At 69.5% G+C, this 13,576-nt stretch carries 13 protein-coding genes; 2 read left to right on the top strand and 11 right to left on the bottom strand.

The window, feature by feature from the left end:
* Positions 1-7 precede the first annotated feature (7 nt).
* The 11 genes from BLQ77_RS13840 to BLQ77_RS13790 form a co-directional block, all read right to left on the bottom strand.
* Positions 8-562 carry a TRAP transporter small permease gene (locus tag BLQ77_RS13840; protein WP_165617101.1) on the bottom strand — a complete coding sequence of 185 codons (555 nt, stop codon included), beginning with the start codon at positions 560-562 and terminating at the stop codon, positions 8-10.
* Positions 559-1,539, bottom strand: a complete 981-nt coding sequence (dctP, locus tag BLQ77_RS13835; RefSeq protein ID WP_008887609.1) for a TRAP transporter substrate-binding protein DctP — start codon at positions 1,537-1,539, stop codon at positions 559-561. Before dctP ends, BLQ77_RS13840 begins: the two co-directional genes overlap by 4 nt.
* 82 nt (positions 1,540-1,621) lie before the next feature.
* On the bottom strand, positions 1,622-2,377 hold the full coding sequence (locus tag BLQ77_RS13830) for a class II aldolase/adducin family protein (protein ID WP_089960104.1): 756 nt from the start codon (positions 2,375-2,377) through the stop codon (positions 1,622-1,624).
* Complete coding sequence (locus BLQ77_RS13825) at positions 2,374-4,527, bottom strand: N,N-dimethylformamidase beta subunit family domain-containing protein (RefSeq protein ID WP_207545842.1); 2,154 nt, start codon at positions 4,525-4,527, stop codon at positions 2,374-2,376. The genes BLQ77_RS13830 and BLQ77_RS13825 overlap by 4 nt, the downstream gene beginning before the upstream one ends.
* Before the next feature lie 21 nt (positions 4,528-4,548).
* Positions 4,549-5,904, bottom strand: a complete 1,356-nt coding sequence (locus BLQ77_RS13820; protein WP_089960101.1) for an aminotransferase family protein — start codon at positions 5,902-5,904, stop codon at positions 4,549-4,551.
* 122 nt (positions 5,905-6,026) lie between these two features.
* Entirely contained in the window at positions 6,027-7,016 is a 990-nt protein-coding gene (locus tag BLQ77_RS13815; RefSeq protein ID WP_165617100.1) for a LacI family DNA-binding transcriptional regulator, read from the bottom strand.
* 279 nt (positions 7,017-7,295) lie between these two features.
* On the bottom strand, positions 7,296-7,700 hold the full coding sequence (locus tag BLQ77_RS13810) for a cupin domain-containing protein (protein WP_089960094.1): 405 nt from the start codon (positions 7,698-7,700) through the stop codon (positions 7,296-7,298).
* Between the two features lie 192 nt (positions 7,701-7,892).
* Positions 7,893-8,117 (bottom strand): hypothetical protein, encoded by a 225-nt coding sequence (locus BLQ77_RS13805; RefSeq protein WP_131822017.1) that lies wholly within the window; start codon positions 8,115-8,117, stop codon positions 7,893-7,895.
* 136 nt (positions 8,118-8,253) lie between these two features.
* Positions 8,254-9,006 carry an HpcH/HpaI aldolase family protein gene (locus BLQ77_RS13800; RefSeq protein ID WP_089960089.1) on the bottom strand — a complete coding sequence of 251 codons (753 nt, stop codon included), beginning with the start codon at positions 9,004-9,006 and terminating at the stop codon, positions 8,254-8,256.
* Between the two features lie 27 nt (positions 9,007-9,033).
* On the bottom strand, positions 9,034-10,218 hold the full coding sequence (locus BLQ77_RS13795) for an acetyl-CoA C-acyltransferase (RefSeq protein WP_089960087.1): 1,185 nt from the start codon (positions 10,216-10,218) through the stop codon (positions 9,034-9,036).
* Between the two features lie 85 nt (positions 10,219-10,303).
* The gene (locus BLQ77_RS13790) at positions 10,304-11,227 is read right to left on the bottom strand and encodes a DUF6282 family protein (protein ID WP_089960083.1); all 924 of its coding nucleotides are present in this window, start codon (positions 11,225-11,227) and stop codon (positions 10,304-10,306) included.
* Between the two features lie 257 nt (positions 11,228-11,484).
* Here BLQ77_RS13790 and BLQ77_RS13785 point away from each other — a divergent pair, with 257 nt between their 5' ends.
* Together BLQ77_RS13785 and BLQ77_RS13780 are read left to right on the top strand one after the other, a co-directional pair.
* Positions 11,485-12,279 carry an IclR family transcriptional regulator gene (locus tag BLQ77_RS13785; RefSeq protein WP_089960081.1) on the top strand — a complete coding sequence of 265 codons (795 nt, stop codon included), beginning with the start codon at positions 11,485-11,487 and terminating at the stop codon, positions 12,277-12,279.
* Between the two features lie 392 nt (positions 12,280-12,671).
* Positions 12,672-13,574 carry a cupin domain-containing protein gene (locus tag BLQ77_RS13780; protein ID WP_089960079.1) on the top strand — a complete coding sequence of 301 codons (903 nt, stop codon included), beginning with the start codon at positions 12,672-12,674 and terminating at the stop codon, positions 13,572-13,574.
* The last annotated feature ends 2 nt before the right edge of the window (positions 13,575-13,576 follow it).

The following is a 13,576-nucleotide window of genomic DNA, read 5'->3' as shown; positions in this document are numbered from 1 at the left end:
CGGGGTCCTATTCGTAGGTGTCGCCGGCGGGCGGCAGGGCCGGCATCCGGCCGGTGGCGACGTAAAAGGCGCTCACGAGGCTGTGCAGGGCCATCAGGCCGAAGGCGATCCAGGCGCCGCCGTAGAGATAGATCATCGGCATGCGCAGCGCCGAGGACTTGGGCCCCGCCGTCTTCATCAGCCAGCTGTAGCTGAACACCACCACGCAAAGGCAGGTGATCGCCACGATGACCTGGGCCAGGCATTCCAGCGCCCGCAGGTGGCGCGCCGAGAGCCTGCCGTCGAGAAGCCCGATGGTCACGTGCGACCGGCGCCCGGTGATGAAGGCGGCGGCGGCGAAGGACATCCAGACGTAGCTGTAGCGTGCCAGCTCGTCGCCCCAGAACAGCGGCGCTGCAAAGACGTAGCGGGCGATGACCTGGGTCGAGACGGCGATCAGCACGAGGCTGAGGAAGCCCACGCTGATCCATTCCTCGATCCGGTCGAGCCAGCGCAACGGTGCGGGAAGGACGAAGGGCGCGCTGTCACGCGCGCCCTCCTCCGTTTGGACGGATCCGCTCATTTCAGGTCTTCGAGCAGCTTCACGTAGGCCTCGGAATAGGGCAGGCCCGAGGAGAAATGCTCGCGCGCCTTGGCCTTGATCGCCTCGACGTCGAGATCCTCGATCACCGTGACCTCGCCGTTCTCCTTCCACTTGGCCAGCGTCTCGGCCTCGGCGGTGTCGACGCATTCGCGCACGCGCTCCGAGGCACTGGTGGCGGCGGTGGTGAGCGCCTCCTGCTCTTCGGCGCTGAGCGACTGCCAGAAGTCCTCGTTGACCACGAAGGGCGCGGCGGTGATCAGGTGCCGGGTCATCGCGACGTACTCGGCTGGCTCGTCGAAGGACTCGAGCCCGATGATCGGGATCGGCGCCTCGGCCCCGTCCACGATGCCCTGCTGCAGCGCGAGGTAGAGCTCGGAATAGGCGACCGGCGTGGGCTGCGCGCCCAGCGACTTGGCGCCCTCGATCGACACCGGGGTTTCGGGGACGCGCAGGCGCATACCAGAGAAGTCGTCGGGGCCGTGGATTTCCTTCATGCCGAAGACGTTGCGCACGCCGTAGAGCCAGGGCGAGCCCACGACGCGGACGTTGGCGACCTCGAGCAGCTCGTCCATCAGCGCCTGCGCGGTCGGCGTGGTGTAGACCTTCATCACCTGGTCGACGTTGTCATAGAGGTAATAGGTCTCGAGCACCGAGATGTTCTCGCTCCAGGCGGCGAAGATCGACGAGGTGATCACCGCCATCTCGAGTTCGCCGAACGAGACCTGCTCGGCCATCTGGTTCTCGGAGCCGAGCTGCGCCGAGTGCACCACGCTGATGTCGAAACCGGCGTCGGCCAGTTCCTCGGCCATCGGGAGGCCACCGCAGGCCACGAAGGGGGTGGTCGGTCCGAACAGGATGCCGAAGGTCGCCTCGACGCTCTGCGCCTGGGCTGTGGTGGCGATCGCGGTCGACGTGATCAGGGCCGCGATCGCCGCGGTCGCTCGTTTGATTTGCATGGGTCTTCCTTCTCTGTTGGATGTGCCCTTTGGTTGTTGGCCGGCGCGGATCAGGCACATGACCCGGGCCGTCGGCGCGCGATCATTGCGCGTAGTCGGGCTCCTCGCGGTCGAGCCGCCGGCGCCAGCTGTCGAGGTGCAGGCGGGCATCGAAATAGTCGGACCAGGCGCCGCGGTGGTGCATGCGGAACTGCTCGTTGAGCTTGCGCAGCGGCAGGCCGGTGGCCCTGGCGGTCATCTGGTACTTGCAGGTCTGCTCGGCCATGTAGAGCTCGTCGAAGGCGTCGTGGATCGTCGGCCCCACCACCGTCACCCCGTGGTTGGCCATCACGAGGATGGTGCGGTCGCCGAGCTTCTCGGCGATGCGGTCGCCCTCTTCGTCGGTGAGCGCGATGCCCCCGAACTCGTCGTCGTAGGCAATGCGCTCGGCCAGCGCCATGTCGTTCTGGTGGGCAAAAGCCATGCGCCCGCCCTCGATCAGCGACAGCGCGGTGAGGTATTGCGGGTGCGTGTGCAGGACGCAGCGCGCGCCCGGGTGCATGAGGTGGACACGGGCGTGGATGTGGAAGGCCACCCGGCGCAACTCGCCCCCGCCACGCACGACGGTGCCGTCGAGCTTGCACAGCAGCAGGTCGCTGGCGCGCACCTCCGAGAAATGCAGGCCGCGCGGGTTGATGAGGAACATCGGCTCGCCGTCGGTGGCTTCCTCGGGGAGCATCATCGAGTTGTGCCCGGCGATCTGCTCGGTCATCCCGAGCCGGGCCATGGCGCGGAACACCGCCGCGAGATCGCGGCGCAGCTCGGTTTCGGTTTCGGTCATCGCGGGTGCGGTGGTCATGCCTCGAGCCCTCCGAAGCGGCGCACGACGTTCTCGAGCATCCGCGAACAGCCGTTGTCGAAGTCGTTCCACGGCAGGCTGCCGCAGAAGGTGATGGAGCCGGTGGTGAAGATCTGCCCGCCGCCCGGAAGCCTAGCATAGGCGATCTCGGCCCGGACGAGATCCTTGGGCGGCTCGCCGGTGAGCGTGGCGAAGTGGCTCAGCACCTCTTCGGGGACGCACATGAAGCTCGGGCCGTGGCCGAAGCTGCGTGCAAGCACCTTGGTGCCCTCGGGCGTGCCGAGCGCGAAGTCCACCCGGTCAAGCTCGAAGCCCGCGGCGCCACCGCCGGAGAAGCCGTAATCGCCCAGCGGGTCCTCGTCGACGCCCTCGAAGATCCACGCGACATCCGCGTCGGACGCCTCGGGGGTCAGCGCGTAGGGCGAGCCCTCGAAGAAGCCCTGCCCCGAGAAGCCCACCGCGCCGATCTCCTGCGGGGCGCGCCCGTTGCGGCGCCAGAGCCCGCCGTACTGGCCGTCGAGCATGTGGTAGCCCTCGCCCGCCTCGGTGGCCCAGGCGCGGATGCCGCCCTCGGCGCGGCGCACCTCGATCACGCCGTGCAGCGCGTCGCTGACCGCGATCTTCCAGTAGAAGCCGTTGCCGCCGAGATAGCAGAAGTTGCCACCCTGCCGCGTGTAGTCGCGCAGCGCGTTCAGGGTCTCGGGCGTGTGGTATTCCGGGTGCGATCCGGTGACGAGCGCGTCGTACCCCGCGATGAGCTCCAGCCCCTCGCGGTGCAGGTCCTCGTCGGTGATCACGTCGATGTCGATCTCCATGCGGCGGAACCACTCGACGAGATGGCCGTCCGCCGGGAAGTGCCGCAGCCCCGAGCCCTCGTGGATGGCGAAGGTCTGGAAGCCAGGGCGCATCGTCAGCATCGGTCGCAGCCGCGACGAAAAGCAATGCCCGGCGCCGTCGGGGTGGTAGTTGTAGGTCGAGGTGCCGAAGCCCGGGAAGTTGTCGGGCCCGCGCGGCGTGCCCCAGTCGGTGATGCGCGCCTCCATCGCGTCGTCGAGGTTGCCGCGCGCGTGGTTGCAATATGCGATGTAGGTGAAGGTCGAGGCGAGGTAGCAGACCTTGGCGTTGCGGGTGCCCTTGGGCGGCAGGACGAAGAAGGGGATGATGTCCTCGTGCCCGTCCTGCGTCAGCTTCACGCCGTAGACGCCGCTGGCGAGGCCCTCGGGGATCGCCAGCTCGAGGCTGGTGTCCCAGCCGCAGTCGTAGATGTCGTCCTCGTGGAAATGGATCGCGGCGTACTGGCGCGGCGCGTGGGTGTAGACCATCTCGGTCCCGTCCCAGTGCGAGCCGCGCACCGCGCGGGTGGGCAGGTTCACGAGCTGGCCGTGCAACGCCAGCGGCCCGGTGTCCACGACGCCTGCGCTGTTCATCGCGATGCTGAAATCCCAGAACGCCCGCACCGGGCCCTCGGGGCCCTGTTCGCGCAGCGTGATGTCCTCGAGCCGGCCATTGAAATGTGCCGTGGCGCCACAGCCCTCGGGCCGGGCGGCAAAGCTCAGGCGGGCGCCGTCCACCGGTGCGAAGGTGAAGGCGCCACCCGACGCGGCCTCCTGGTAGCCGTCGAGCGAGGTGACCGAAAGCTCGGCCGCGCCGCCGCGCAGGTCGAGCGCGAGGGTCAGGTCGTACCAGACCTTGCGCTTGGGGGTGATCGCGGCGGTGATGACGGCCTCGCCCGCCACGGCCTCGATGCGGTCGGGATAGGCGGTCAGCGTCCAGAGGCTGGCGCCGTCCGGCCCGGTGAGGGCGAGGATGGTGCCGCCGCTCTCGCGCACCAGCCAGGGCTGCACGCGCAGGCTCACCACGAGACGCGCGGTGTCGAAAAGACCCGCGGTCGGCACCCAGCCCCAGCTGCCCAGCCGGGCGGGCTGTTCCTGCGCCGCAAACCTGCCGAGGTCGAGCCCCGCCACGTCTTCGATGTGCATCCCCATGCCCTCGGGGTTGGCGTCGGCGTTCCAGATGCGCACCACGCGGGCGGCGATCTCGCCGGGGATCTGGCTCGAGGTCTTGACGGCGATGCGTTCGCCCGGCCGGGCGGAAAGGCGGTCGAGATAGCCGGTCAGCGGCGGCACGGCCGGGGCGGTCTGGTCAGTCATGTCTCAGGTCTTCCGATGATGTCAGGCGAGGGCGTCCTGACCCTGGCCGAGCGCCAGCAGGCGCGTTTCCATTTTCGCCAGCGCCCGGTCCATGCGGGTCAGAAGCTCGGTCAGTTCGTCGGCGGTGATGACCAGCGGCGGCGAGATCAGGCACGCGTTGTTGAGCGGCTTGATGCCGGCGGGATAGACCACCAGCCCTTCTTCCCAGCAGAGATCGACGAAGGTGCCGGTGGCGTTGAATTCGGCGGGCGGCGGGGTCTTGCCCTGCCGGTCCATGACGAACTCGAAGCCCCAGAGCAGACCCCTGCCCCGCACGTCGGCGACGTGGGCATAGCGCTGCTGAAGCGCCTTCAGCCCCGCCTCCATCTCGGCGGCGCGGGCGGCGACGTTGCCCAGCACGTCGTGCGTCTCCATGTAGTCGAGCACCGCAAGGCAGATCGCGGCGCTGAGCGGGTTGCCCGAGAAGGTGTGGCCGTAGGGCGCGAGCCCCGAGCCCTGCCGGATGGTCTCGACCAGCGGCGCGCGCAGGATGACGGCGCCCATCGGCGTGTAGCCCGCGCTCAGCCCCTTGGCGGTGTTCAGGATGTCCGGGACGATGCCCTCGAATCCGCTGGCGAACCAGCTGCCGGTGCGCCCCATGCCGGTGATCACCTCGTCGGCGATCAGCAGCACGTCGTGGCGGTCGCAGATCTCGCGCAGGGCGGTGAAGTAGCCCGGCGGCGGCACCAGCGCCCCGCCCGCGGCGCCCACGATGGGCTCGGCGATGACGGCGGCCACCTTGTCGGCCCCGCCCGCGGCGAGGATCGCCGTCTCCCACTCCGCCACCGCCACCGCGCCCTGCTCCTCCTCGGGCAGATCGCCCCAGTCCGACCGGAAGGCATAGGCGGGCGGCACCTCGGGGAAGGCGTGCAGGTAGTCGCCGAAATCGCCGCGCCGCCCGTCGTGGCCGGACATCGACAGCGCCCCCATGGTCATGCCGTGGTAGCTGCGCTGGCGGCTGATGAAGCGCGTCTTGCCGGGCCGTCCGCGCTCTCGCCAGACCTGCAGCGCGAGACGCATCGCATGTTCCGAGGCCTCGGAGCCGCTGTTGACGAAGAACACGTGGTCAAGATCCCCGGGCGCCAGCGCGGTCAGCCTGCGGGCGAGCTCCTCGGCGGGGGCGTTGGTGAACTGCGCGGTGAAGGCAAAGGCCACCTCGCGGGCCTGCGCGGCCATCGCGTCGGCGATTTCCTCAACGCCGTGGCCGATGTTGGCGGTCATCGCGCCGGAGGAGCCGTCGATGTAGTCCCGGCCCTCGGTGTCCCAGAGCCAGACCCCCTTGCCCCGCGCCACCGTCTGGTAGGGTTTGGCGAGATCGTTCTTCAGCAAGGCGGACATTCAGGACTCCAACTTCGATGTGATGACATATCCATCAATGTGTGAATACGTAATCACAAGGTTGGACTCCGCCCCCTTTGCCTGTCAAGCAAGCCGGTGGGATCGGTTTCTGCAACGGCGCCTTAGCGCCGCGTGGTTGCCCGAATAATCATCTCGCCCGGCAGCAGGTGGAGCCTGCGCGCCTCGTCCTCGGGATGCTTCAGCAGGGTCAGCGTCTGCGCGATCATCGCCTCGAGCGGCTGGCGCACGGTGGTGAGCCGGTAGGCGGCCCAGTTCGCCTGCGGCACATCGTCGAAACCGATGACCGAGACCTCGTCGGGCACCTTGCGCCCGAGGTCGTAGCGCAGCGCATCCACGACCCCGCAGGCGATGGCATCGTCCCCGCAGAACACCGCGTCGAGATCGGGATGGCGGTACAGCAGCCCGTTGATGGCCTCGCGCCCCCAGTCATAGGTGAAGGCACCGTTCAGGTGCTCGACCGGCGCGAGCCCAGCCTCGCGCAGCCCGGCGATGAAGCCGTTGGCGCGGTCGCGGTTGGGCGAGGAATCCTCGAGCCCGCCGACATAGGCCATGGTCCGGCAGCCCGTCGCCACGAGATGGCGCGCCGCCTCGCGCCCGCCGGCCCCGCTGTCGCAGGCCACGGCAAAGGCCCCGCCCTGTTCGGCGTAGCGATGGAAAAGCACGTAGGGCACGCCCGCGTCGGCGCAGAACTCGGCGGCGCGGCTTCCCAGCGCAACGGTCATCACGATGATCCCGGCCACCTTGTAGCGCAGCACGCCGGGGATGAGGTCGTCGATATTCTGACCGGGCGCCGCGTTGAACAGCAGCACCTCGCGGTCTTCCTGCCGCAGCGCTTCGGTCAGGGCCGAGAGCGCCACCGGGAAGAACGGGTTCACGACGTTGCCGACCACCACGGCGACGATGTTGGAGCGCCCGGTGATCAGCGTCCGCGCCACCGGATCGGGCCTGTAGCCAAGCGCCGCCGCCGCTTCCATGATCCGCGCCCGGACGTCCTCGGCCACGTAGCCATGCTCGGCCATGACCCGCGACACGGCGGCCTGGCTGACACCTGCGCGCGCGGCGACATCCCGTTGCGTGACGCGTTTCTGCATGTCCCTCCCCGCCGGTGGCGACCGCCGACCCAGTGCCCCGGATGGTCGCAGGCGACCGGCCCCCGGCGTCGCCGACAGGACCCGGGCATACCGGGGCGATGGCTCGGCCCGCTGCGCGTCCGATTCCATCGCTCCTGACCGAAAAGCGGTGTTCAGGCAAGCTTTCGCCTATGAAGACGGGGCCAGCCTAGCACGGATACGCCCCGACTGCCCGCTTTTGCCCCAAACCGCGACCTGATCGCCGGGGGGACGCCTGCGGGCCACGGCCCGGGCGACCCGTCAGAGATCGCCGTTCACCACGATCACCAGCACAACCGTCTCGGCGCTGCCGATGCGGCGGATCTTGTGCGGGACGATGCCGGGGAAATGCACGCAATCCTGCGCCGAAAGACGCTCGCTGCGGCCCTCGAACGAGACCTCGACCTCGCCTTTCAGCACGTAGGCGCATTCCTCGCGGGTGGGGACCGAGCCGTGGCCTACGGCCTGCGACTCCTCCTGCGGGTGCAGCACGAAGGTCGAGAGCTTGTCGCTCTTGATCCCGAGTGCCTCGAGATGGGGCGCGCCGCTGCCGGTGGGGGTGACGGTGACCCGCTCGCCCGCGCGCGCCACCTGGATGTCCTCGGAGCCGACACTGCCGCCGAAGAACTCGCTGACGCTGACGCCGAGCGCGCAGGAGAGCCGCATCAGCGTGGCGAGGGAGGCCGACTTTTGCCCAGCTCGACGCGCGAGATTTAGCTCTTGTCGAGATCGGTCTGTGCCGCCAGCGCGTCCAGCGTCATCTGCCGCTTCTGCGCAGGACCCGGAGACGCATCCCGAGCGCCTCTGCCGAAAGCGTTTCGCCGCCAAGTTGTTCCGCCACCGTCCCCGGCTCTCCCCTCAAAGATCGACCATCAGTTCGTCCGAGGCCGACTGCGCGGTGCAGGCCATCAGCTCGGTCTTGCGTTCGTCCGGCCGCAACACGAGATCGCCGTGGATCGGCTCGCCCTCGAGCCAGCGCAGCCGGCAGGCGCCGCAGAGGCCGCCCCCGAAGAACGACGCCACCGCAGTCATCAGCAGCGCCACGCCGCCCCGCCCCTGCTGGCCCATCGGGTAAGGGCGCACGAACGAGACCGTGTCGGGACAGGCCCGGCCCGGGCCGGACACCCCCCCCACGGGAGATGGCGTCACGAAAGAGGAGGCCACGGAAAAGGCCACGCCCCGAGACGAGGCGCGGCCTGTGGTCAGGTGGCGGGCCGGGTCAGGCGTTGCGCGAAGCCATCAGGGCGGCGGCGGATTTGCGCAGCAGCGCCTGGTCCGAGCCGCAGACGAAGACCGTCACGCCCTTGGCATGCCACGCCGGGATCTGCGCCGGGTCGCCCACGAAGAGCCCCGCAGCGCGGCCCGCCTTGCGGCAGGCGGCGACCACCCGGTCGATGGCGGCGTCTAGCTCGGGCGACGGGAAGGCCACGCCCATCGACTGCGACAGGTCCGCGGGCCCCACGAAGAGAAGGTCCACGTCGTCGATGGCGGCAATGGCGTCGAGATGCTCAAGCGCGCTCTCGTCCTCGATCTGCACCATGGTGACGCTGGTCCGGTCACTGGCCTCGCGGTAGGCGGGGATGCCCATGCCGCCATAGTTGCCCGCCCGCGGCGAGGGCGAGAGCCCGCGCTTGTTGCGCGCGAAGCGGACCGAGTCGCAGACCGCCTCGGCGCCTTCCGCGTCCAGCACGTGCGGAACCATGACCCCGGTGAGCCCGAGGTCGAGCAGCGGCGCGATCCAGTCGGTGCCCTTGCCCCAGCGCCGCGACAGCAGCGGCAGGCCGACGGCGCGCCCGGCGAGCGAGAGCATGTCCATCTGCCCCAGCTCGATCGGTGCGTGTTCCTGGTCGATCACCGCGAAGTCGAGCCCGGCGTGGCCGAGGATCTCTACCACATGCGGCGAGGGCGTCTTGACGAAGGTGCCCACGAGCAGCTCGCCCGCCCGCACCCTGTCCCTGAAAGTGGTGGTCATGGTGGTGTTCCTCCCTGCTCCTTGACGTCAGGCGCCGAGCGCCTCGATGACCAGCGCGATACCCTGACCGCCGCCGATGCACATGGTGACCAGCGCGTGGCGACCGCCGATGCGCTGCAGTTCGTGGATCGCCTTCACCGCGAGGATCGCCCCGGTGGCGCCCAGCGGGTGGCCGAGCGCGATGGCGCCTCCGTTGGGGTTCACCTTCTCCGGGTCGAGGCCCAGCAGCCGGTTCACCGCGATGGCCTGCGCCGCGAAGGCCTCGTTGGATTCGATGACGTCCATGTCGGCAAGCGTGAGCCCCGCCCGCGACAGCGCCAGCGGCACCGCCTCGACGGGGCCGAGCCCCATGACCTCGGGCGGCACACCGGCCACGCCCCAGGACAGGAGCCGCGCCACGGGCGACAGGCCGCGGGCCGTGACCGCGTCCTCGCCCGCCAGCACCAGCGCCGCGGCGCCGTCGTTGATGCCGCTGGCGTTGCCCGCGGTCACGCTGCCATCCTTGCGGAACACCGGGCGCAGCCCGGCAAGCTGCCCGGCGGTGGTGCCGGGGCGCGGGTATTCGTCGACGCTCACGAAGGTCTCGCCCCTGCGCGACCGGACCGGCACCGGGACGATCTGCGCGGCGAAGCGCTCTTCGGCCAGCGCCACCCCGGCGCGCCGCTGGCTTTCGGCGGCGAAGGCATCCTGATCGGCGCGCGAGATGTCGTGACGCTCGGCCACGTTCTCGGCGGTGACGCCCATGGGGCCGCAGCCGAACGGGTCGGTGAGCGCGCCCATCATCCAGTCGGTGGCGCCCGCGTCCCCCATCTTGATGCCGTGGCGCATGCCGTCGACCGAGAAGGGCGCACGGCTCATGGCCTCCGCACCGCAGGCCAGCGACAGGCGGCTCTCGCCCGCCCGGATCATCCCCGCCGCGGTCGCGATGGCCTGCGCGCCGGAACCGCAGAGCCGGTTCAGCGTCAGCCCCTGCGAGCTGTCCGGCAGTCCCGCCCCGATGCCGATGGCGCGACCGAGATACATGTCGCGGGGCCTGGTCGGGATGACGTTGCCCACCACCGCGTTGTCGATCTCCTGCGCCTCGACGCCGGCCCGGCGGATCGCCTCGGTGGCAGCGATGATGCCGAGCTCGTCTGGCCCGAGCGACGACAGCGCGCCGCCGAAGCTGCCGATCGGCGTCCGCGCGGCGCCGAGAATGAATACGTCCTGCATGGCATGTCCTTGTCTGCGCGCAGCGAGGCGCCCTGCCCGGCTGCGCGGTCCCTTGTCCGATGATTGAGTGTCCTGACGCGGCGCGTCAGCCGTCGAGGCCGATCACCTGCGCCGCGTTCGCCGAGACCATCGGCTTGATCTGCGCCTCCGTGTAGCCGAGGTCGAGACAGGTCTCGACCGCCTTGCGGAAGCCCTGCAGCGGCGTGAGCGTGCCCACCTGCCCGAGATCCGAGCACAGGATCGTCCGCTCGGGACCGACGAGGTCGATGTAGGCCTTGAGCTCTTCGTTGGAGCGGTTGCGGAACTTCGAGCCCTCGACGAAGAAGGCCAGCGAATGCTCGACCTGGGCACCCATGTCGGCGATCTCGAGCGTGTCCTCCATCGAGGCGCCGACGATGTCCTCGGGGTGGGTGAAGATCAGCCGCTCGACGCCGCGCTTCTTCGCCTCGGCGAAGACCTTCCTGGTCTCGCTGACGTGGATGTGGCCGCTGGCCAGCGCCAGCCCGGTGGCGGCGCAGACGTCGAGGATGTCGAGCAGCTCGGGCAGCATCGCGCCGTCCGCGTCGAAGAGCGGCACGGCGCTCGCCGGGCGGATCTTCTGCGTCGAGGCCGGGTGCGACCAGTCGGACGAGGCCTCCCACGCAAGGTGGTTCTCGGCGGCGAGCGTCGGCAGCCAGACCACCTTGCCGCCCATCGCGGCGGTGTGTTCCACCGCGTAGGGGTTGAGCCCGCCCACCACGTTGTTCAGCACGATGCCCGAGAACACCTGCGTGGTGAGCTCGGGGTGGTGGGCCTTGATCAGCGCGGCGCACATCACGCCGGAATAGTCGTGGTCCTTGGTGACCACCGCCGAGAAGCCCGCCCCCGACAGCTCGCGGGCCAGCTCGAGATGGTCCACCGCGCGGGGAGCGATCGACGGCCCGCTGTGGACATGAGGGTCCACCGCCCCCTGCAGGATCTCGGAAATGCGCGCCTCTTGGTCCAGCGTAGCCGTGTCCGCAGATGTCATCGTAGTGCCTCCCATGTGTTCTGCCCGGGGCAACTGCCCCGCGCCCGGTCATCGGCCCCCGACAGGTGCCGGGCCGAAGTGACTTTAGGCTTGTCCCGTTCAGCGGAACTGTGTTCTATTATTTTTCAGATTGCGCCCATGTCAAGCGGCGAAGTTCCCAAGCCCCCGTTCCGGCTCGCCGCGGCGCAGTCGGTTGCAGCCTTGCGCGGGGCGGTTGTAGAACCCCTTGACGCGGCCAGAACCGGGAGGAGGCAGGGATGCCGGAAGACGACAAGAAAATGGCCGAGGGGCTTCAGTCCGTCATTCTGACGATGCAGATCGTCGACCAGGTGGCGCGGACCGGCAAGGGCGTCGGGGTCACCAGCCTCGCCACTGCGCTCGGCACCTCCAAGAGCCGCATCCACCGGCACCTGCAGACGCTGGTGCAGCAGGGCTACGTGTTCCAGCACGAGGATTCCGAACGCTACGAGATCGGCCACCAGCTGGTGTCTCTGGGTCAGGCCGTGCTCGACAACAGCGGGCTCATCGGCTCGACCCGCGACTCTCTGCTGGCGCTGCGCGACCGGCTCGGGCATTCCGCCGTGGCCTCGCAGCTGACGCCGGACGGGATGCTGGTGATTGCCACTGTCCCCGGCCGCTCGCCCATCGAGATCGGCGTACGGGTGGGCTCGCTGCTGTCCTTCCACGGCTCGGCGCAGGGCAAGGCGGCGACGGCGTTTTCCTCGGAGGCCTTCCAGCGCCGCGTCCTGACCGGCGATCTGACCGCCTTCACCGAGCACACGATCACCGACCCCGCCAAGCTCTCGGCCGAGCTCGACGAGATCCGCCGCCGTGGCTGGGCCACCGCGCCCAACCAGGCGGCGCTCGGGCTCAACACGCTGGCGAGCCCGATTCTCGACGGCTCCGGCGCGGTCTGCGGCACCGTGGGGATCGTCGACCTGACCCAGTCGCTTGCTGCCGAGCCCGGCCCCGAGCACACGGCCGCGGTGATGGAGACCGCGCGGCGGATCTCGGTCCTCATGGGCCATTCCGGCCCGCTCCCCTTCGGCTGACACCCGCTATCCCCCGACCCTGAGAGCAGGAATTTCCCTCCGGCCGCCACCCCGAGGCGGCCGGGCGGAGATGGCATTCCGCCTGACCGACAAGGGCCGACAAGGGCCGTCAGGCGCCGTGGCAGGCTGCGCGAACGCGAGGACTTGACAGCCCCGAGGGTGGATCCGTATGTTCCGTTTATGAGAACACTGTTCCGCTAAAAGAAACACACACACTTCCGGGTCACGGCAAGGACGCCCCCGAAACAGGGCCGCGAGACCGCCGCCGGGACGCGAATACAGGCCCCTGAAGGGGCTTTGCCCAACGGGCATGACGCTTTCACGGCACCGTCCGGAGAACGCGGAAGATACGAAAGACAGGCGGTCGGAGGGGCCGCCGGGAAAGGGAGACGATGTACGACAAGTCCGATCCGCGCGCATCGCTGGCCGCGTCGAAACCGGCGAGCATGCTGAACCAGACCGGCCTCGTGGCCGAGGAACAGGCCGCAACCTTCTACGACAGCGCGCCGCAGCTCACCGACGCGTCAGGCCGCACGTGGCTGCACCGGGGGCACAACTTCCTCGTGGCCTACAGCCTTGCCGAGCCGGGCGCCGAGTTCGCCCGCGACGCGCAGGAAGACGAGTACTGCGTGCTGCTGCCACAGAACGGCGCCGAGATCCTATGGAACGGCGAGACCGTGCAGGTCCCCGGCAACTCCATCGCCTTCGTGCCCGCCGGCGCCAGCCGCGTCACCAGCCCCGAGGGCGGCGAGCTCGTGCGGCTCTTCACCACGCGCAGCGCCGACCTCGTCGCGCTCTGCGGCAATGCGCGGGGCTATGACGTGCCGCGCAGCCACATCCCGCCGCTTCAGGACTGGCCCGCCCCCACCGGCGGCTGGAAGGTCCGGCACTATTCGCTCGACGTGGCCCCCGAACCGGGCCGCTTCGGCCGCATCTTCCGCTGCACCACACTGATGGTGAACGTGCTCGACCCGTTCGACGGTCCGCGCGACCCGTCCAAGATGTCGCCGCACCACCACGACGATTTCGAGCAGGGCTCGCTGGCCCTGTCGGGCACATTCACGCATTACCTGCGCTGGACCTGGACCAGCGACATGGCGGACTGGAAGGACGACAAGGCGCTCGAGATGGGCGCGCCGTCGATGCTCGTGATCCCGCCGCCGGTGATCCACACCACCCGCGCCACCGGGGCGGGCAGCAACCTGCTCGTCGATATCTTCAGCCCCCCGCGCGAGGATTTCTCGGCGAAACCGGGCTGGGTGCTGAACGCCGATGATTACCCGATACCGGCCTGACC

The sequence above is a fragment of the Salipiger thiooxidans genome (genome assembly GCF_900102075.1).
Lineage (GTDB): Bacteria > Pseudomonadota > Alphaproteobacteria > Rhodobacterales > Rhodobacteraceae > Salipiger > Salipiger thiooxidans.
This window is presented reverse-complemented; position numbering and strand designations above follow the sequence as displayed.

Bases quoted from the DNA above. Each gene is read 5' to 3' on its own strand.
- BLQ77_RS13790 (WP_089960083.1), bottom strand. From the start codon at position 11,227: ATGACATCTGCGGACACGGCTACGCTGGACCAAGAGGCGCGCATTTCC.
- BLQ77_RS13795 (WP_089960087.1), bottom strand. From the start codon at position 10,218: ATGCAGGACGTATTCATTCTCGGCGCCGCGCGGACGCCGATCGGCAGC.
- BLQ77_RS13825 (WP_207545842.1), bottom strand. From the start codon at position 4,527: ATGACTGACCAGACCGCCCCGGCCGTGCCGCCGCTGACCGGCTATCTC.
- BLQ77_RS13780 (WP_089960079.1), top strand. From the start codon at position 12,672: ATGTACGACAAGTCCGATCCGCGCGCATCGCTGGCCGCGTCGAAACCG.
- BLQ77_RS13810 (WP_089960094.1), bottom strand. From the start codon at position 7,700: ATGCGGCTCTCCTGCGCGCTCGGCGTCAGCGTCAGCGAGTTCTTCGGC.
- BLQ77_RS13785 (WP_089960081.1), top strand. From the start codon at position 11,485: ATGCCGGAAGACGACAAGAAAATGGCCGAGGGGCTTCAGTCCGTCATT.
- BLQ77_RS13840 (WP_165617101.1), bottom strand. From the start codon at position 562: ATGAGCGGATCCGTCCAAACGGAGGAGGGCGCGCGTGACAGCGCGCCC.
- BLQ77_RS13815 (WP_165617100.1), bottom strand. From the start codon at position 7,016: ATGCAGAAACGCGTCACGCAACGGGATGTCGCCGCGCGCGCAGGTGTC.
- BLQ77_RS13800 (WP_089960089.1), bottom strand. From the start codon at position 9,006: ATGACCACCACTTTCAGGGACAGGGTGCGGGCGGGCGAGCTGCTCGTG.
- dctP (WP_008887609.1), bottom strand. From the start codon at position 1,539: ATGCAAATCAAACGAGCGACCGCGGCGATCGCGGCCCTGATCACGTCG.
- BLQ77_RS13820 (WP_089960101.1), bottom strand. From the start codon at position 5,904: ATGTCCGCCTTGCTGAAGAACGATCTCGCCAAACCCTACCAGACGGTG.
- BLQ77_RS13830 (WP_089960104.1), bottom strand. From the start codon at position 2,377: ATGACCACCGCACCCGCGATGACCGAAACCGAAACCGAGCTGCGCCGC.